This window comes from Azospirillum baldaniorum (assembly GCF_003119195.2).
GTDB lineage: Bacteria > Pseudomonadota > Alphaproteobacteria > Azospirillales > Azospirillaceae > Azospirillum > Azospirillum baldaniorum.
Map to the genome: position 1 here is coordinate 666,175 of NZ_CP022262.1, position 19,216 is coordinate 685,390.

Annotated in this window: 15 protein-coding genes; 7 read left to right on the forward strand and 8 right to left on the reverse strand. The window is 69.9% G+C overall.

The window, feature by feature from the left end; all coding sequences use genetic code 11:
* Positions 1–2: 2 nt before the first annotated feature.
* The 7 genes from yjfF to Sp245p_RS34420 all read right to left on the reverse strand — a co-directional run bounded on the left by yjfF (position 3) and on the right by Sp245p_RS34420 (position 8,277).
* A complete protein-coding gene (gene yjfF / locus Sp245p_RS34390; protein WP_014199938.1) occupies positions 3–980 on the reverse strand; it encodes a galactofuranose ABC transporter, permease protein YjfF in 978 nt (325 codons plus the stop codon).
* A 4-nt stretch (positions 981–984) separates the two neighbouring features.
* Complete coding sequence (locus tag Sp245p_RS34395) at positions 985–2,049, reverse strand: ABC transporter permease (protein ID WP_014199939.1); 1,065 nt, start codon at positions 2,047–2,049, stop codon at positions 985–987.
* A complete protein-coding gene (ytfR, locus tag Sp245p_RS34400) occupies positions 2,046–3,596 on the reverse strand; it encodes a galactofuranose ABC transporter, ATP-binding protein YtfR (RefSeq protein ID WP_014199940.1) in 1,551 nt (516 codons plus the stop codon). Before ytfR ends, Sp245p_RS34395 begins: the two co-directional genes overlap by 4 nt.
* Positions 3,597–3,634: 38 nt before the next feature.
* Positions 3,635–4,600: a galactofuranose ABC transporter, galactofuranose-binding protein YtfQ gene (ytfQ, locus tag Sp245p_RS34405; protein ID WP_014199941.1), complete on the reverse strand. Its 966-nt coding sequence runs from the start codon at positions 4,598–4,600 to the stop codon at positions 3,635–3,637.
* Positions 4,601–4,792: 192 nt separating this feature from the next.
* Positions 4,793–6,376, reverse strand: a complete 1,584-nt coding sequence (locus tag Sp245p_RS34410) for an aldehyde dehydrogenase (NADP(+)) (protein WP_165360032.1) — start codon at positions 6,374–6,376, stop codon at positions 4,793–4,795.
* Positions 6,377–6,410: 34 nt separating this feature from the next.
* Complete coding sequence (locus tag Sp245p_RS34415; protein ID WP_109139322.1) at positions 6,411–7,337, reverse strand: dihydrodipicolinate synthase family protein; 927 nt, start codon at positions 7,335–7,337, stop codon at positions 6,411–6,413.
* Positions 7,338–7,377: 40 nt separating this feature from the next.
* Entirely contained in the window at positions 7,378–8,277 is a 900-nt protein-coding gene (locus tag Sp245p_RS34420; protein ID WP_014199944.1) for an SMP-30/gluconolactonase/LRE family protein, read from the reverse strand.
* A 152-nt stretch (positions 8,278–8,429) separates the two neighbouring features.
* On the opposite strand from Sp245p_RS34420, the gene Sp245p_RS34425 reads away from it, so the two are divergent.
* From Sp245p_RS34425 to Sp245p_RS34450, 6 genes are all read left to right on the forward strand, one after another.
* Positions 8,430–9,476, forward strand: a complete 1,047-nt coding sequence (locus Sp245p_RS34425; protein WP_014199945.1) for a LysR family transcriptional regulator — start codon at positions 8,430–8,432, stop codon at positions 9,474–9,476.
* Between the two features lie 115 nt (positions 9,477–9,591).
* On the forward strand, positions 9,592–10,668 hold the full coding sequence (gene chvE, locus Sp245p_RS34430; protein WP_014199946.1) for a multiple monosaccharide ABC transporter substrate-binding protein: 1,077 nt from the start codon (positions 9,592–9,594) through the stop codon (positions 10,666–10,668).
* 227 nt (positions 10,669–10,895) lie between these two features.
* Positions 10,896–12,479, forward strand: coding sequence for a multiple monosaccharide ABC transporter ATP-binding protein (gene mmsA / locus Sp245p_RS34435; RefSeq protein WP_014199947.1), 1,584 nt, complete (start codon positions 10,896–10,898; stop codon positions 12,477–12,479).
* Positions 12,476–13,687 carry a multiple monosaccharide ABC transporter permease gene (gene mmsB / locus Sp245p_RS34440; protein WP_014199948.1) on the forward strand — a complete coding sequence of 404 codons (1,212 nt, stop codon included), beginning with the start codon at positions 12,476–12,478 and terminating at the stop codon, positions 13,685–13,687. The genes mmsA and mmsB overlap by 4 nt, the downstream gene beginning before the upstream one ends.
* Before the next feature lie 8 nt (positions 13,688–13,695).
* The gene (locus tag Sp245p_RS34445) at positions 13,696–14,673 is read left to right on the forward strand and encodes a Gfo/Idh/MocA family protein (RefSeq protein ID WP_041814357.1); all 978 of its coding nucleotides are present in this window, start codon (positions 13,696–13,698) and stop codon (positions 14,671–14,673) included.
* A gap of 111 nt (positions 14,674–14,784) precedes the next feature.
* Positions 14,785–16,602, forward strand: coding sequence for an IlvD/Edd family dehydratase (locus Sp245p_RS34450; protein ID WP_109139323.1), 1,818 nt, complete (start codon positions 14,785–14,787; stop codon positions 16,600–16,602).
* A gap of 17 nt (positions 16,603–16,619) precedes the next feature.
* On the opposite strand, the gene Sp245p_RS34455 is transcribed toward Sp245p_RS34450, so the two are convergent.
* Positions 16,620–17,840, reverse strand: a complete 1,221-nt coding sequence (locus tag Sp245p_RS34455; protein WP_014199951.1) for an alpha/beta hydrolase family protein — start codon at positions 17,838–17,840, stop codon at positions 16,620–16,622.
* Between the two features lie 264 nt (positions 17,841–18,104).
* Between Sp245p_RS34455 and Sp245p_RS34460 the strand changes: the two genes are divergently transcribed.
* Complete coding sequence (locus tag Sp245p_RS34460; protein WP_014199952.1) at positions 18,105–19,178, forward strand: aldose epimerase family protein; 1,074 nt, start codon at positions 18,105–18,107, stop codon at positions 19,176–19,178.
* Positions 19,179–19,216: the final 38 nt, after the last annotated feature.

Below are 19,216 nucleotides of genomic sequence, written 5' to 3' on the forward strand. Positions count from 1 at the left end.
GATCACGCCTCCGCTGGGGCGCCGCCGCGGCCGGTCCAGACCGCCAGCAGGCCCTTCTGCAGCAGGATGAAGACGAACAGCAGGACGCCGATGGCGATCTTCGTCCACCAGCTGCTGAGGCTGCCGTCGAAGGTGATGTAGGTCTGGATCAGCCCCTGGATCAGCACGCCGATGAAGGTGCCGATCACGTAGCCGTAGCCGCCGGTCAGCTGGGTCCCCCCGATCACCACCGCGGTGATGGTGTCCAGCTCCACCCCCGTCGCCGCCAGCGAATAGCCCGCTCCGGTGTAGAGCGAGAAGACGATCCCCGCCAGCCCGGCGAGCAGCCCCGACAGGGCGTAGACCGCCACCGTGGTGCGGCCCACCGGCACGCCCATCAGCTCCGCCGACTGCCGGTTGCCGCCCAGTGCGTAGAGGTTGGCGCCGAAGCGCGTCCAATGGGCGCAGACCACAGCGGCCGCCACCACCCCCAGCATCAGCAGCGCCGGCAGCGTCAGCTTGCCCCCGCCGTCGAAACGCAGCGCCAGATCGCCCAGCTCGGCGTAGAGCGGGTGGTTGATCGGAATGGAATCGGTGCTCAGCACGAAGCCGAGGCCGCGGGCGACGAACATGCCGGCCAGCGTGACGATGAAGGGCGGCATCTGGAAAACGTGGATCACGGCGCCCATCGCGGCGCCGAAACCGCCGGCCACCGCCAGCGCCACCGCGAAGGCGGAGACGGGGTGCCAACCGCCCTGCTCGATCAGAACGGCCAGCAGCACGGTGGTGAAACCGATCACCGCCCCCACCGACAGGTCGATGCCGCCCGACAGGATCACGAAGGTCATGCCGACCGCCGTGATGCCGAGGAAGGCGTTGTCGGTCAGCAGGTTGCCGACGACCCGCAACGAGGCGAAGTTGGGGAACTGCGCGGCGCAGAGCAGGAAGCCGACCACCAGGACGGCGCTGGTCACCAGCAGGGGAAGGAAGCGGTGGATCATGGCGTCACGCTCCCGCGCTCGGGCTTGGGCTCTCGGGCTTGGCCCGTGGCGGAGTCGGCGGCCGGACCGGCGGCTGGGCGGGTCGGTGGCCGGCCGGGCGCGGCAGGAACAGGGTCAGGGTCGGCGACTGCAGCAGCAGGACGACCATCAGGACGCCCGCCTTGACGATCAGGTTGAACTCCGGCTTGAAGCCGCTCAGCAGGATGCCGGTGTTCATGGCCTGGATGGTCAGCGCGCCCACCACCGACAGCAGCAGCCCGAACCGGCCGCCGAGCAGGGACGTGCCGCCGACCACCACCGCCAAGATGGCGTCCAGCTCCAGCCACAGGCCGGCGTTGTTGGCGTCGGCGCCGCGGATGTCGGCGGCGACCACCAGACCGGCGACGGCGGCGCACAGGCCGCACCAGACATAGACGGCGACCAGCACGACCGGCGTGTTGACCCCCGCCCCGGCGCTGGACAGCCGGCTGACGCCGACCGCCTCGATCATCAGCCCCAGCGCGGTCATCCGGACCAGCAGTGCGGTCACCCCCAGCAGGACGGCGGTGATGACCACCGGCATCGGCACGGTCAGGAACGACCCGCTGCCGATGAAGGTGAGGCCGGGGCTGGTGAAGGTGACGATCTGCCCCTCGGTGACCAGCTGGGCGATACCGCGGCCGGCGACCATCAGGATCAGGGTGGCGACGATCGGCTGGATGCGCAGGACGGCCACCAGAAGCCCGTTCCACAGGCCGCAGAGCAGGCCGGCCGCCAGCGACGCCGCCAGCACCGGGGTCAAGCCCCAGCCCGCCTGGGTCAGGGTGGCGGCGACCGCGCCGGAAATCGCCATCACCGCGCCCACCGACAGGTCGACGCCGCGGGTGGCGATGACCATGGTCATGCCGATGGCGAGCAGCGCCACCGGGGCGCCGCGGTTCAGCACGTCGATCAGGCTGCCGAACAGCCGGCCGTCCTGCAGACGGATCGAAAAGAAGTCGGGGAAGAGCAGCCAGTTGGCCAGCAGCACGGCAGCCAGCGCGCCGTATTGCGGCAGGTTGCGCGACGGGCCGGGGGCTGACCGCGTCATGGGCGCGGCTCCTCGGGAACGGACTCCGACGCGATGGCGGCGACGATGCGGTCCACGGCGACCTCCCCTCCCCTCAGCTCCGCCACATGGCGGCGGTCGCGCAGCACGACGACGCGGCGGCTGTAGGCGACGATCTCCTCAAGCTCCGACGAGACGACCAGCAGGGCCATGCCGTCGGCGCACAGCCGCTCGATCAGGCGGATGATCTCGGCGTGGGCGCCGACGTCGATGCCGCGCGTCGGCTCGTCGAGGATCAGCAGGCGCGGCTCGGTCGCCAGCCAGCGGGCGAGCAGCGCCTTCTGCTGGTTGCCGCCGGACAGGAGCTGGATCGGCTGCTCGGCGTGCGGCGTGCGGATGTCGAGCAGGCGGATGAAGCGGTCGGCGATCTCCTCCTGGCGGCAGCGCGGGATCGGCCGCAGCCAGCCCTGGCGGGCCTGGAGCGCCAGGATGATGTTCTCGCGCACCGACAGCGCGCCGACGATGCCCTCCTTCTTGCGGTCCTCCGGGCAGAAGCCGAAGCCGAGGCGGATGGCGTCGCGCGGCCCGCGCAGCCGCACCGCCTGGCCGTCCACCGCCGCCTCGCCGCGGTCGGCGCGGTCCATGCCGAAGACCAGCCGCGCCGTCTCCGTCCGTCCGGAGCCGAGCAGCCCGGCGAGCCCCACCACCTCGCCGGGGCGGATGTCGAGGTCGAAGGGCTCGACGCTGCGCGCCTTGCCGTAGCCGCGGAAGCGGACCAGCGGCGGCCGGGCGTCCTCCTCCGCGTCGTCCGCCGGCGGGGCGATGCGGTGGGCCACCGCTTCCAATTCCCGCCCCAGCATCATGGCGACGAGGTCGAGGCGCGGCAGTTCCGCGGTGCGCCGCTCCCCCACCAGGCGGCCGTTGCGCAGCACGGTGATGCGGTCGCACAGCGCGTAGACCTGGTCGAGGAAATGGGTGACGAAGACGATGCCGATGCCGCGCGAGCGCAGGGTCCGCATCACCTTGAAGAGGACCGCCACCTCCTGCGCGTCGAGGCTGGCGGTCGGCTCGTCGAGGATCAGCACCTTGGCCGACATGTCCACCGCGCGGGCGATGGCAACGATCTGCTGCGTCGCCACCGAGAAGCGGCCGAGCGGCGCCGTCACGTCGAGGGTCAGGCCGTAAGGGATCAGCACCGCCCGCGCCCGCCGCCGCATGGCGCCGCGGTCGACCAAGCCGAAGCGCATGGGTTGCCGGCCAAGGAACAGGTTCTCCGCCACCGACAGGTTCGGCAGCAGGTTCACCTCCTGATAGACGGTGCCGATGTGCAGGCGTTGCGCCTCCTCCACGCCGCGCGGGGCGATCGCCCGCCCCTCCAGCGTCACGGTGCCGGCGTCGCGCTGGTAGACGCCGGTCAGGGTCTTGATCAGCGTCGACTTTCCGGCGCCGTTCTCGCCGAGGAGGGCGTGGATCTCGCCGTGGCGCACGGTGAAGTCCACGCCGTCGAGCGCCTGGACGCCCAGGAAGGCCTTGGACAGACCGCGGATCGCCAGAAGCGGCGGGGACGCGGTGGGGGTGGGGTCCGTCATGCGGGGGGCCTTGCCGGCAGTTCCGTGGGACGGCCGGGTCAGTAGGCGTCCTTGCGGCGTTCGTACTCGGCCTTGGCGGTGTCCGGGGTGAACAGCGCCGATTCCGTCTGGATCCATTTCGGCGGCGCCTTGCCGTCCTTCTTGAAGGCGACCAGCGCATCGAAGGCCGGGCCGGCCATGTTCGGGGTCAGCTCCACGGTCGCGTTCGCCTCGCCCTCGGCCATCGCCTTGAAGATGTCGGGCACGCCGTCGATGGACACGACCAGGATGTCCTTGCCCGGCTTCAGCCCGGCCTCCTTGATCGCCTGAATGGCGCCGACCGCCATGTCGTCGTTGTGGGCGTAGACCGCGCAGATGCCCTTGCCGCCGTTCTCCGCCTTGATGAAGCTCTCCATCACCTCCTTGCCCTTGGCGCGGGTGAAGTCGCCGGACTGGGTGCGGACGATCTTCATGCCGGGAGTCTTGGCGACGACCTCGTCGAAGCCCTTCTTGCGGTTGATGGCGGGGGAGGAGCCGACGGTGCCCTGGAGTTCGACCACGTTGCAGGTGCCGCCGGTCTGCTTGGCCAGCCACTCGCCGGCGACCCGGCCCTCCAGCACCGTGTCGGAGGTGACGGCGGTCATGTAGAGGCCCGGGTCGCGGGTCTCAATCTGGCGGTCGAGCAGGACAACGGGGATCTTCGCCTCCTTGGCCTCCTTCAGCACCGAATCCCAGCCGGTCGCCACCACGGGGGCGATGAAGATGGCGTCCACGCCCTGGGCGACGAAGGAGCGCACGGCCTTGATCTGGTTCTCCTGCTTCTGCTGGGCGTCGGAGATCTTCAGATCGATCCCGCGCTTCTCGGCTTCCGCCTTGGCGGTCTTGGTCTCGGCGGCGCGCCAGCCCGATTCCGAGCCGATCTGCGAGAAGCCGACCACCAGCTTCTTGTCGGCGGCCTGCGCGCCGCCGAGCCCGATCAACAAGGCCGCGGCGGCAGCGGCGGAGATCAGCCATGTCCTGGACATACCGTTTCACTCCCCTGGGTGTCTTGTCATCGATCCGGGCAACCCCGGCGACCCGCCTGTGCCCGCTCGCATCTGTTCGTTGCGCCAACATTAGGCGTCAAAAACCATATCTGTCCAATACGATTCTCGACCGAAGCGATACCGAAACCGGCATGATCGCCCGATGCGGGCAAAGCGTTGCCGGTCCTTCCCTCAGACCTCTCCGGGCACACCGTCAATCCGCCGCCACAGGCCGAGCGGGTTGCCGTCGCGCAGCGCCTCCGGCAGCAGGGCGGCGGGGATGTCCTGGTAGCAGACCGGGCGCAGGAAGCGCCGGATCGCCAAGGTGCCAACCGAGGTGGTCCGGCTGTCCGAGGTCGCCGGAAAGGGGCCACCATGCACCATGGCGTGGCAGACCTCGACGCCCGTCGGCCAGCCGTTGGCCAGGATTCGGCCCGCCTTGCGTTCCAGGGTCGGCAGCAGCGCCGCCACGGCGTCGCCGTCCGCCGGCTCCATCTGCACGGTCGCGGTGAGCTGGCCCTCCAGCCGCTCGGCGACGGTCCGCATCGCTGCGACGTCCGGGCAACGGATCAGCAGCGACGCCGCCCCGAACACCTCGTCCTGCAGAGCCGGGTCGGCGAGAAAGGCGTCGGCCGTCGTGCCGAACAAAGCCGCTTGCGCCTGGTTGGGGCCGGAACAGGCCAGCCCGCGGGCGAGCGTCGCCACGGCGGCGCTTCCGGACAGCCGCGCCACCCCCGAATCATAGGCGGCCTGGATGGCCGGGGTCAGCATGGTCGAGGCGGCGCTGCCGCCCAGCGCATCCACCGCGGTGGCCAGGAAGCGGTCGAGGTCCGGCCCGTCGACGCCCAGCAGGATGCCGGGGTTGGTGCAGAACTGGCCGGCGCCCATGGTCAGCGACGCCACGAAGCCCTTGCCCAGCGCCTCCGCCCGCGCGGCCAGCGCCGCCGGCATCAGGAAGACCGGGTTGATGCTGCTCATCTCCGCATAGACCGGGATCGGTTCGGGCCGGCGGGCCGCCGCTTCCATCAAAGCCAAGCCGCCGCGGCGCGAGCCGGTGAAGCCCACCGCCTTGATGCGCGGGTCGGTCACCAGCGCCGTTCCGATGGGGGTGCCGACGCCGAACAGCAGCGAGAAGACGCCCTCGGGCAATCCGCAGGAGGCCACCGCCGCCCGGATGGCCCGGCCAACCAGCTCCGACGTGCCGGGATGGGCGGAGTGGCCCTTGACCACCACCGGACAGCCGGCGGCCAGCGCCGACGCGGTGTCGCCCCCGGCCACCGAGAAGGCCAGCGGGAAATTCGACGCGCCGAACACCGCGACCGGGCCGAGCGGGATGTGGCGCTGCCGGACGTCGGGACGCGGCAGCGGCGTGCGCTCCGGCTGAGCCGGGTCGATGCGGGCTTCCAGCCAGCCGCCCTCGCGCACCGTCTGGGCGAACAGGCGGAGCTGGCCGACGGTGCGCCCGCGCTCCCCCTCCAGCCGGGGGCGCGGCAGGCCGCTCTCGGCCATGGCGCGGAGGATCAGATCGTCGCCGAGGTCGAGGATGTTGGCGGCGATGGTCTCCAAGAAGGCGGCCCGCGCCTCCAGCCCGGTCTCGCGAAAGGCGTCGAAGGCGGCCCAGGCCAGCGCGCAGGCGCGCTCGACCTCCGCCGCCCCGCCGCCGCCGAAGACCGGCTCCAGCTCCGCGCCGGTGGCGGGATCGACGGCGCGCAAGGCGCCGTCGGAGCCGCGGTGGCCGCGGGCGCCGATCAGCATCTCGCCGGTGATGGTCATCATGGGTCTCCCGGTTTGGCGAGGGGTGGCGCCGTCCTCAGCGCGCCCAGCGCAGGACCAGCGGGTCGAGGCGGCGGGCGGCGTCGAGCAGGCCGGCGCGGCTGGCCGGGTGCGGGTCCGCCAGCGGGTGGCGCACGGCGTCACAGGCGATGATGCCGCCCTCCTTCATCAGGATCTTGGCGGTGGCGAGGCCGCATTGGCGGTTCTCGTGGTTGATCAGCGGCAGCCATCGCCCGTAGGCCGCCACCGCCGCCTCACGGTCGCCGGCCAGGAAGGAATCGACAATCTGGCGGATGCCGTCGGGATAACCGCCGCCCGTCATGGCGCCGGTGGCCCCGGCGTCGAGATCGGCCAGCAGGGTGATCGCCTCCTCGCCGTCCCAAGGTCCCTCGATGGCGTCGCCGCCCAGCTCGATCAGCCGGCGCAGCTTGGCCGCGGCCTGCGGCACCTCGATTTTGAAGTAGGCGACGTTGGCGATCTCCCGCGCCATGCGGGCCAGCAGCTCCGCCGACAGCGCGGTGCCGCTGACCGGGGCGTCCTGGATCATGATCGGGATGTCGATGGCGTCGGACACCCGCTGGAAGAAGGCGGTGATGCCCGCCTCGGGCACGCGGATGGTGGCGCCGTGGTAGGGCGGCATGACCATCACCATGGCCGCCCCAAGCTCCTGGGCGCGGCGGCTGCGCGCGGCGCAGGCGGCGGTGCTGAAATGGGTGGTGGTGACGATGACCGGCACCCGCCCGGCGACGTGGCCGAGGATGGTCTCCATCAGCAGTTCCCGCTCGGCGTCGGTCAGCACGAACTGCTCGGAGAAGTTGGCGAGGATGCACAGGCCGTCGGAGCCGGCGTCGATCATGAAATCGACGCAGCGCGTCTGCCCGGCGAGGTCGAGGTCCCCCGTCTCGGTGAAGATGGTGGGGACGACGGGGAACACTCCCCGGTAGGGACGGGCGCTGGGGTCCATGGCCGTTGGGGTCCTTCTGTCGGGTATGCGGAGGAGCCGGTCAGCCCGGCGGATGCCCGAAGCGGCCGGGTGGCAGGCCGCGAACGCCGCCGGGATCGCACTCGAACAGCGCGCCGGCCAGCGGTTCGTCCGGCCGGCCGTCGCGGCCGATGCCATGCGCCGCGGTGGTCACGAACAGCCGGTCGAGGGCGGGACCGGCGAAGACGCAGGAGGTGACGCGCGACACCGGCAGCGCGATCGCACGGTCGAGCGTGCCGTCGGGCCGGAAGCGGCTGACCCGTCCGCCGTCCCAATGGGCCACCCACAGGCCGCCCTCGGCGTCGCAGGTCATGCCGTCGGGATAGCCGTCGGCCTCGGCGAAGCGGATGTGGGCGCGCTTGCCGGACAGCCGTCCCGCGCCGTCCAGGTCGAAGGCATGGATCGTCCGCGCCGCGCTGTCGGTGTGGTAGAGCGTCCGCCCGTCCGGGGACAGGGCTGGGCCGTTGGCGACGGTGTAGCCCTCATCCATGCGGGTGATCGACCCGTCGGGGTCGAGCCGGTGGAAGGCGCCGGACGGCGTTTCCTCCCCGTCATCCATGCTGCCGATCCACAGGCGCCCCTGCGCGTCGGCCTTGGCGTCGTTCAGCCGGTTGCCCGGCCGGTCGGGGTCGATCCGCGCCAGTTCCCCGGCGATCACCGCGCGGCCCGGCTCCAACCGCAGGCGGACCACCCGGCGCGAGCGCAGCCCGGCGATGAAGCCGTCGCCATCGGCGCATTCCACCAGCCAGCAGGCCGCGTCCTCCAGCGCCCAGTCCGCTTGGGACCCGTCGTCGAGCCCGTGGCGCAGAATCCGCGATCCGTGGATGTCGACGAAGAAGACGGCGCCCTGCTCCGGCGACCACAGCGGGCCTTCGCCCAGGAGCGCCCGGGCGGGCCAGACGCAACGAACCTCCTGCGGCATGCCGTGTCGCCTCCCCCTCGCGGTCCCGTTCTGAATTTTGTTGACCATGCCAACAATAGAGAGCGTTCTGATAATCGTCCAATACGAATATCGGCGCCGGCGATACGAGATTTCGTATGCCGACGCCATCGCCAGACCGGAGGCCCCCGCCCGTGACCCCGCACCGTTTCCCGGCCAACTGGTTCCTCAAGGCCCGGCTGAAGCTGCGCCATCTCCAGCTGTTCGTGGCGCTGGACGAGCACCGCAACCTGCACCGCGCCGCCGCCAGCCTGACCATGTCGCAGCCCGCCGCCTCGAAGCTGCTGGGCGACCTGGAGGAGTCGCTGGGCGTCACCCTGTTCGAACGCCATGGCCGCGGCGTTGAGCCGAACTGGTACGGCGGCCTGATGATCCGCCACGCGCGGGCGATCCTCAGCGGCCTGCAGGAGGCGGGGGAGGAGCTGAACGACCTGCTGGCCGGCCACAGCGGCAGCGTCTCCATCGGCACGGTGATGGCCCCGGCGGTGGAGCTGGTGGTGCCGGTGATCACCACGCTGACCCGCGATCACCCCGACCTGAAGATCGCCGTGGCGGTGGAGACCAGCGACGTGCTGGCCGAGCGGGTCCGGCAGGGCGTCATGGATTTCGCGATCGGCCGCCTGCCCGACCACGTCGACGCCGCGTGCTTCGAGTATCAGGAGATCAGCAGCGAGGAGCTGTGCTTCGTCTGCCGCGACGGCCACCCGCTGCTGCGGCTCGGCCGCCCGCTGACCGCGGCCGATCTGGTGGACGCCACCTGGATTCTCCAGCCCCTGGGGAGCCTGCTGCGCAGCCGGGTCGAGGCGCTGTTCCGCGCCGAGGGGGTTTCGCCGCCGCGCAAGGTGATCGAAAGCGCCTCCCCGGTCATCTCGCTGGCGATGGTGGCCGAGAACGATTCGGTCACCGTCTTCGCCCGCGCGCTCGCCCAGGTGTTTTCCCCCACCGGGAGCTGCACCATCGTGCCCTTCCACAAGCGCTTCAGCGTCGAGCCCTACGGCATCTTCTGGCTGAAGGACCGCCCGCTGTCGCCGGGCGCCCGCACCGCCCTGGCCGCCTTGCGGGCGGCGTCCGACGCCAAGATGCGCCGCGCGCTGGAAACGCCGCAGCCCAGCCTCTCAAGTGATACCGACCCTCCAAGTGATATCGAAATGTGTATGAATTCCGCCAATAATCGTATTTGACAGTTATGGTTTTTCGGCCTATTGCTAGCCTTACAAACATTGCGCCACCCGACACCCGTTCAAGAGCCGCGGGTGTGGCCAACCCGGTGCCGCAGAAGGGGGAGGAAATCGGCCCATGTCTTCTTCGTTCACGACCACACTGGCCGGGATGGCCGTCGGCGTGCTGGCCCTCACCGTTGCCGCCGCACCGACTCTGGCGCAGGACAAGCCCACCGTCGGCATCGCGATGCCCACCAAGTCCTCGGCCCGCTGGATCGACGACGGCAACAACATGGTCAAGCAGTTCCAGGCCAAGGGCTACAAGACCGACCTGCAATACGCCGAGGACGACATCCCCAACCAGCTCGCCCAGATCGAGACGATGGTCGCCAAGAACAGCAAGGTTCTGGTGATCGCCGCCATCGACGGCACGACGCTGACCGACGTGCTCCAGCAGGCCAAGGACCGCGGCGTCAAGGTCATCGCCTACGACCGGCTGATCCGCGGGTCGGAGAACGTGGACTATTACGCGACCTTCGACAACTTCCAGGTCGGCGTGCTCCAGGGCAGCTACATCGTCGACGCGCTGGGCCTGAAGGACGGCAAGGGACCCTTCAACATCGAGCTGTTCGGCGGCTCCCCCGACGACAACAACGCCTACTTCTTCTACAACGGCGCCATGTCGGTGCTGCAGCCCCACATCGACAGCGGCAAGCTGAAGGTGGGCAGCGGTCAGGTGGGCATGGACAAGGTGTCCACCCTGCGCTGGGACGGCGCCACCGCCCAGGCCCGCATGGACAACCTGCTGAGCGCGTTCTACGGCAACCGCCGCGTCGACGCCGTGCTGTCGCCCTACGACGGGATCAGCATCGGCATCATCTCCTCGCTGAAGGGGGTCGGCTACGGCTCGCCGTCGCAGCCGATGCCGGTGGTGACCGGGCAGGACGCTGAGGTGCCCTCGATCAAGTCGATCCTGGCAGGCGAGCAGCGCGCCACCGTCTTCAAGGACACCCGCGAGCTTGCCCGGGTCACGGTCGAGATGGTCGACGCGGTGCTGGGTGGCGGCACGCCGCCGGTCAACGACACCAAGACCTACGACAACGGCAAGAAGGTCGTCCCGGCCTACCTGCTGAAGCCGGTCAGCGTGGACGCGTCGAACTGGAAGAGCACGCTGGTCGGCAGCGGCTACTACACCGAAGCCCAGTTCAAGTGACGAAGCGGCGCAGGGCGGGCGCATTCGGCTTTCATAACCCTCTCCCCTCTGGGGAGAGGGTGGCCCGAAGGGCCGGTGAGGGGGATGCGCGTGACGGTGCGTCCGGCACAGGCGCAACCCCCTCACCCTAACCCTCTCCCCAGAGGGGAGAGGGGATTGAAAATGCGAACGACCCGCCACCGGACTGAGGTGCGCTCGGGCGATCGCAGGTTCCTTGGAGGATTCTCATGGACTCCATCCTGGAGCGGTCCAGTCTGGCGATGCCGATCCTAGAGATGAAGGGCATCACCAAGACGTTTCCCGGCGTGAAGGCGCTGGACGACGTCAACCTGTCGGTCCGCGAGGGCGAGATCCACGCGCTGATCGGCGAGAACGGCGCCGGCAAGTCGACGCTGATGAAGGTGCTGAGCGGGGTCTACCCGCAAGGCAGCTTCGACGGCGAGATCCGCTTCCGCGGCCAGCCCCAGGCCTTCCGCGGCATCGCCGACAGCGAGCGGCTGGGCATCATCATCATCCACCAGGAACTGGCGCTGGTTCCCCTGCTGTCGATCACCGAGAACCTGTTCCTCGGCAACGAGCAGGCAAGCCGTGGAGTGATCGACTGGGACGCCGCCACCCTGCGGGCGCGGGAGCTGCTGCGCCTCGTCGGGCTGCACGACCCGCCGGAGACCCTGATCACCGACATCGGCGTCGGCAAGCAGCAGCTCGTGGAGATCGCCAAGGCGCTGTCCAAGGAGGTCAAGCTGCTGATCCTGGACGAGCCGACCGCCAGCCTGAACGAGAGCGACAGCGACGCCCTGCTGGAATTGCTGCTGCAGTTCAAGGCGCGCGGCATCGCCTCCATCCTCATCTCGCACAAACTGAACGAGATCGCCAAGGTCGCCGACCGGGTGACCATCCTGCGCGACGGCACGACGGTGGAGACGCTGGATTGCCGCGAGGCCGTGGTCAGCCAGGACCGCATCATCCGCGGCATGGTCGGGCGCGCCCTGTCGGACCGCTATCCCAGGCGGACCACCGTGCCCGGCGACGTGCTGTTCGAGGTGAAGGGGTGGAGCGCCGACCACCCGGCCCATCCCGGCCGGCGCGTCGTCCGCGACGTGAACCTGACCGTCCGCCGCGGCGAGGTGGTGGGCATCGCCGGGCTGATGGGCGCCGGCCGCACCGAGTTCGCGATGAGCCTGTTCGGCCGCTCCTACGGCCGCAACATCCGCGGGCAGGCCTTCCTCGACGGGCGGGAGATCGACGTCTCCACCATCAGCCGGGCCATGGCGAACGGCCTCGCCTACGCGACGGAGGACCGCAAGCATCTCGGCCTCGTGCTCGACAACGACATCCGCCACAACGTCACGCTGGCGAACCTCAGGGGGGTGGCGAAACGCTGGGTCATCGACCATGAGCGCGAGGTCCAGGTGGCCGAGGAGTTCCGGCGCCGGCTGCGCATCCGCTGCGCCGACGTGTTCCAGGAGACGGTGAACCTGTCGGGCGGCAACCAACAGAAGGTCGTGCTCAGCAAGTGGCTGTTCGCCGACCCGCAGGTGCTGATCCTCGACGAGCCGACCCGCGGCATCGACGTCGGCGCCAAGTACGAGATCTACACCATCATCAACCAGCTGGTCGCCGAGGGCCGGGGCGTCGTCCTGATCTCCTCCGAAATGCCGGAGCTGCTGGGCGTCGCCGACCGCATCTACGTGATGAACGCCGGCGAAATGGTCGCCGAGATGCCGGCGGCCGAGGCCAGCCAGGAGAAAATCATGGGAGCGATCATGCGCTCCGGCGAGACGCTGATGTCCGGGGAGGCTCTGCCATGAGTGCCGAACTCAACCTTCCGGCGCGCGGCCCGCGGGTGTCCATGGGACGGTTCGTGAAGGCGCACATGCGCGAGTACGGCATGCTGCTGTCGCTGGTCGCCATCGTCCTGTTCTTCCAGTACATGACCGACGGCACGCTGCTGCAGCCGCTGAACCTGACCAACCTCGTGCTGCAGAACAGCTACATCGTCATCATGGCGCTGGGCATGCTGCTGGTGATCGTCGCCGGGCACATCGACCTGTCGGTGGGGTCGGTCGTCGCCCTCATCGGCGCGCTGGCGGCGACGCTGATGGTGCGGCTCCACCTGGATTTCGTCACCACGACGCTGCTGTGCCTGCTGGCCGGGGCGGCGATCGGGGCGGTGCAGGGCTTCTGGGTCGCCTATCTGCGCATCCCGTCCTTCATCGTGACGCTGGCCGGCATGCTGGTCTTCCGCGGCCTGTGCCTGATCCTGCTAGCCGGCCAGTCGGTCGGTCCCTTCCCAGTGGAGTTCCAGCGCCTCAGCTCCGGCTTCATCCCCGACTTCCTGGCGCTCGATGCCCTCAATCTGGGCAAGTTCCACCTGACCAGCCTGCTGCTCTGCGCGGCCGTGGCCGCCGCGATGGTGGCGATGAACACCAGGGCGCGCCTGCGCCGGCAGAGCGTCGCCATCGAGCAGGAGCCGCTGCCGCTGTTCGTGGCGAAGAACGTCGCGCTGGCCGCCGTGCTGATCTATGTCGGGCAGCTGATGGCCTCCTACCGCGGCCTGCCCAACGTGCTGATCATCATGAGCGTGCTGATCGCGCTCTACAGCTTCGTCACCCGCAACACCACGGTGGGGCGGCGCGTCTACGCGCTGGGCGGCAACGAGAAGGCGGCCAAGCTGTCCGGCATCGACACCCGGCGGCTCAGCTTCTACACCTTCGTCAACATGGGGGTGCTGGCGGCGCTGGCCGGGCTGATCTTCGCCGCGCGGCTGAACACCGCCACGCCGAAGGCCGGCGCCTCGTTCGAGCTGGACGTGATCGCCGCCTGCTTCATCGGCGGCGCCTCGGCGTCGGGCGGCGTGGGCCGGGTGACCGGGGCGGTGATCGGCGCCTTCATCATGGGCGTGATGAACAACGGCATGTCGATCCTGGGCATCGGCATCGACTGGCAGCAGGTCATCAAGGGCATGGTGCTGCTCGCCGCCGTGACCATCGACGTCTACAACAAGAACAAGGCGTGAGGACCGTCATGACCCGTCCCACCCCCCTTCCCCCCGCCCCGCTCACGCTCGGCATCGTCGGCTTCGGCAAGATCGCCCGCGATCAGCATGTCCCGGCCATCGCCGCCACCGGCCTGTTCCGGCTCGCCGCGGTGGTCAGCCCGCACGGCGCCATCCCGGAGGAAACCGGGCTCGGCGACGTGGCGGTCTTCCGCAGCCAGACGGAGATGCTGGCCGCCCTGCCCGGCCTCGACGCCGTGGCGATCTGCACGCCGCCCGCGGTCCGCCATCCCCTGACGGTGGAGGCGCTGCGCGCCGGCAAGCATGTCCTGATCGAAAAGCCGCCGGCCGCCACCCTGACGGAGCTGCGCCTGCTGCTCGACGCGGCGGAGGGCGCCAAGCGCACGCTGTTCGCCGCCTGGCACTCCCGCTTCAACGCGGCGGTGGAGGAGACGCGGCGGCGGCTGGCCGGCGCCACCGTCCGCAACGTTGCCATCACCTGGAAGGAGGACGTGCGGCGCTGGCATCCCGGCCAGGACTGGATTTTCGCGGCGGGGGGCTTCGGCGTCTTCGATCCCGGCATCAACGCCCTGTCGATCCTGACCGAGATCCTGCCGGCCCCCGTCGTCGTCCGCGACGCCGAGCTGCGGGTCCCCGCCAACCGCGACACGCCCATCGCCGCGACGCTGAGGATGGAAGGTGCGGCGGGCTCCGCCGTCGGGACGGTAACCGCTGCCTTCGACTTCCTTCAGGAGGGCGAGCAGACCTGGGCCATCGCCATCGAGACAGATAGCGGAGGGCTCGACCTGACCCACGGCGGCACGCGGCTGAGCGTGGACGGCGTGCTCGTGCTGGCCAAGCCCGACGCCGAGTACCAGGGCATCTACCGCCGCTTCCACCATCTGATCGCGGACGCGGCCGGCGACGTCGACGCCCGTCCGCTGCAACTGGTCGCAGACGCCTGTCTGGTCGGGCGCTGGCGCACCACCGACGCCTTTCACTGGTAAAGCGCCGGACACACCGCCCGGCCGACTCCCAACGACGCCCCGAACGAGGCTCCGAACGACCCCGGCGCCGGCCGACCCCGGTCCGCGCCCCCAACCCGAATTGGTGCCGACATGTCCGATACGAAGCCCTCTCCCCAGCACCCGGAAATCGGCTCCGGCCGGCGGCTGCGGTCGCGCGCGTGGTTCGACAACCCCGACATGACCGCGCTTTATCTGGAGCGCTACCTGAATTTCGGGCTGACGCGGGAGGAGCTGCAATCGGGCGCGCCGATCATCGGCATCGCCCAGACCGGCTCCGACCTCAGCCCCTGCAACCGGCACCATCTGGTCCTGGCCGAACGCCTGCGCGAAGGCATCCGCACCGCCGGCGGCATCGCCATCGAGTTCCCTGTCCACCCGATCCAGGAAACCGGCAAGCGGCCGACCGCCTCGATCGACCGCAACCTCGCCTATCTCGGGCTGGTCGAGGTGCTGCACGGCTACCCGCTCGACGGGGTGGTGCTGACCATCGGCTGCGACAAGACCACCCCCGCCTGCCTGATGGCGGCGGCCACCGTGAACATTCCGGCCATCGCCCTGTCGGTCGGCCCGATGCTGAACGGCTGGTTCCGCGGCGAGCGCACCGGCTCGGGCACCATCGTGTGGAAGGCCCGCCAGATGATGGCGGCCGGCGAGATCGACTATCAGGGCTTCATCGAGCTGGTGGCGTCGTCGGCCCCCTCGACCGGCTACTGCAACACGATGGGCACCGCCTCCACGATGAATTCGCTGGCCGAGGTGCTGGGCATGCAGCTTCCCGGCTCCGCCGCCATCCCCGCCCCCTACCGCGAGCGCCAGCAGGCCGCCTACGAGACCGGCAAGCGGATCGTGGAGATGGTCCGCGAGGACCTCAAGCCGTCCGACATCCTGACCCGCGACGCCTTCCTCAACGCCATCGTCGTCAACTCCGCCATTGGCGGCTCGACCAACGCGCCGATCCACATCAACGCCATTGCCAAGCACATCGGCGTGCCGCTGACGGTGGAGGACTGGCAGACCCACGGCCACGACGTGCCGCTGCTGGTCAACCTCCAGCCGGCCGGCGAGTATCTGGGCGAGGACTTCCACCGCGCCGGCGGCGTGCCCGCGGTCGTCGCCCAGCTGATGGGCAAGGGGCTGATCCGCGAGGGAGCGCCCACCGTCAACGGCCGAACCATCGGCGAGAACTGCCGCCGGCAGCCGATCCTCGACACGCGGGTGATCCACCCCATCGACGAGCCGCTGATGCCCAACGCCGGCTTCGTGGTGCTGCGCGGCAACCTGTTCGGCGCCGCCATCATGAAGACCAGCGTCATCTCCGACGAGTTCCGCGAACGCTATCTGTCCAACCCACAGGACCCGGAGGCGTTCGAGGGCAAGGTCGTCGTCTTCGACGGGCCGGAGGACTACCATCACCGCATCGACGACCCCAGCCTGGGCATCGACGCCTACACCATCCTGGTCATCCGCGGCACCGGCCCCATCGGCTATCCGGGGGCGGCGGAGGTGGTCAACATGCGGCCCCCCGCCACGCTGATCAAACAGGGGGTCCATTCCCTTCCCTGCATCGGCGACGGCCGCCAGTCCGGCACCTCGGGGTCGCCCTCCATCCTCAACGCGTCCCCGGAGGCGGCGGCGGGCGGCGGGCTGGCCCTGCTGCGCAGCGGCGACCGGGTGCGCATCGACCTGCGCCGCGGCAGCGCCGACATCCTGATCCCAGAGGGCGAACTGGCCGACCGCCGTGCCGCTCTGGAGGCCGCGGGCGGCTACCCCATCCCGCCGTCGCAGACCCCCTGGCAGGAGATCCAGCGCGGCATCGTCGACCAGCTCGACGAGGGCATGGTGCTGAAGCCCGCCGTCAAGTACCAGCGCGTCGCCCAGACCATGGGCATCCCGCGCGACAATCACTGACCCAGGAGGCGGGGGCGTCAGCCCCCAACCTTGAATCGGTCATCCAGCCAATCGAGGACGCGGAGGTTCAGGAGGGAGCGGTTGCCCATCTCGCAATGCCCGTCGGCGCCCTCGGCGGCGGTGAAGCGCATCAGCGTCTTCGGTCCGACGAGCGCGTCGAAGAAGGCGCCCGCGCCAGCCGACAGGGCGTCGCCCTCCGCCTGGGTGATCAGGGTGGGACAGGCGATGAGCTGCGCCCGCCCCCGCATGGTGAATTGCTCCGCGGAGGCGAGGTAGGAGCGCAGGTCCGCGACGCCATGCACCCAGAAGCCGCGCTGCACGACCTTCCAGTTGAGCTGGCGGTGGCTGCGGATGAAGGCGTCCATGCGGTCGATCACGCCTTGGTCCAGGGCGCCGAGATCGGCCGCCGCCTCCGGCGCGACGCCGAGCTTGTGCACCACCACATCGCGGAAGCCGTCGGCGATGCTCCAGGTGCCGGGATCGGCGATCAGCGCCGCGATGCGCGGCTCGCCCGACGCGGCGCGCGGGGCGAGATGCCCGCCCAGACTCCAGCCGCTGAGCGCGATGCGCGCCGCATCGACGAGCGGCAGGGTTTCGGCGAAATCGACCACCGCCGCGATCACCGTTTCCCAGTCCGGGCGCAGCGGGACGCCGTGCTCGTAGAGCATGGCCCCCTGGCCGGGGCCGTCGAACAGCAGACTGTGATAGCCCCGCCGCGAGGCCGCCACCGCCGACGCGAAATACATGTCGGTGATGGTGCCGTCGTAGCCGTTGGTGAAGACGATCAGCGGGCGAACCCGGGTCTCGAAGCCCTCCGCTGGAATGAAGCGGCCGGGCATCGCCATCCCGCCGAAGGGAATGGCCAGCGGGATGGCCGGGCGCGGTCCGAGCGAGAGCCCCTTGTCGAGCGCCGCCGTCCCCTTGCGAAAGGCGGCAATCAGGCGCGGATCGACGGGCGCGCCGTAGAGCGGGTGGAAGGAAGCGTTGTGGAAGGCGCTCGCCCGCAGATAGAGGGCGCGGGCGGTCGCCTTGTGGCCCTTGGACAAAGCGATATCGGCCTCGTGCGCCAGCCGGTCGCCCGCCGCGGTCCAAGCGGCGTAATAGGCGCCGTCGTCACCGTCGCCGATGGCCTCGGCGACCGCCTTGATCTCGCCGAACTCCGCCCCGCCATAGGGGATGTAGGCGATGGGCCAGGTGCCGAAATCCTCGTGCAGAGCGTCGTGAAAGAGGGTGGTCATGGCTGTCCTCCCCAGTCCCGCCGGCCGGTTCGCGGCGCCCCGGCAACCCTCGAGTGTCGCGTCGCCGTCATCATCACACCACCACGCAGAAGGTGAGACGCCCGAACGGACGTGACGTTGCTCCGCCGACCTTCTCCATCTTGTTGTGTGCGGCAAAAGCGCCCACTCCGGCGTCGGGCGCCTTTCTCCTTTCGCACCAACAACTGATATATTAATATATCCAATATCCTTCCGGCATCCTCCGGTCCAAGGGGCACACACGCCATGACGCCTTATGCCGACCTCCGGCGCGAGGATTTCCGCGCCACCATCGACGGCACGCCGACCGACCTGTTCACCCTGCGCAACCGCCGGGGCATGGCCGTCCGCATCACCAATTACGGCTGCAAGATCGTCCAGATCCTGGCGCCCGACCGCGACGGCACCCTCGGCGACGTGGTGCAGGGCTACGAGACGCTGGAGCGGACCATGGCCGGCCAGCCCTCCATGGGCTCCTTCATCGGACGCTATTGCGGGCGCATCGGCGGTGGACGCTTCACGCTGGACGGGGTGGAGCACCGCACCGCCGTCAACGCGCCGCCCAACACGCTGCACGGCGGCCAGCGCGGTTCGCGCTTCCGCACCTTCGCCGCGCGGCAACTGGACGAGGCGAGCCTGGAACTGACCTACGTCTTCGAGGACGGGGAGGAGGGCTTCCCCGGCACCCTGCCCGTCCGGCTGGTCTACGCGCTGGACGAGGACAACGCCCTGACCATCGCCTGGACCGCCGTGGCGGCGGACAAGGCGACCGTGGCGAACTTCACCGACCACACCTTCTTCAACCTGTCGGGCGACGCCGGCTCCTCAATCCTCGACCATGTGGCGACGGTCAACGGCAGCCGCTATCTGGCGCTGGACGCCACCGCCGTCCCCACGGGGGAGCTGGTGGAGGTGACCGGCACCCCCCTCGACTTCCGCAGCCCCGCCGCCTTCGGCGCGCGGATCGCCGCCGACCACCCGATGCTGGCGCTCGGCAAGGGTTACGACTTGCATTACGCGGTGGACAAGCCGGAGGGCGCGCTGGGGCTGCACGCCCGCGTCGTCCATCCGGGCAGCGGGCGGGTGCTGGAGGTCCTCTCCACCGAACCTGGTGTGCAGGTCTACACCGGCAATTTCCTGGACGGCCAGACGCCGCGCGACCTGGGCAAGGGCGGCACGCTCTACACCCGGCACAGCGCCTTCTGCCTGGAGCCGTCGCACTTCCCCAACGCCGTCAACATACCGTCCTTCCCCTCCACCGCGCTGGCCCCCGGCCAATGGTATGCGGGCCGCATCGTCTACCGCTTCGGCGTCGCCTGACCCCCTGCCAGCGCCTTCCGATTCCCAAAGGACCCTCC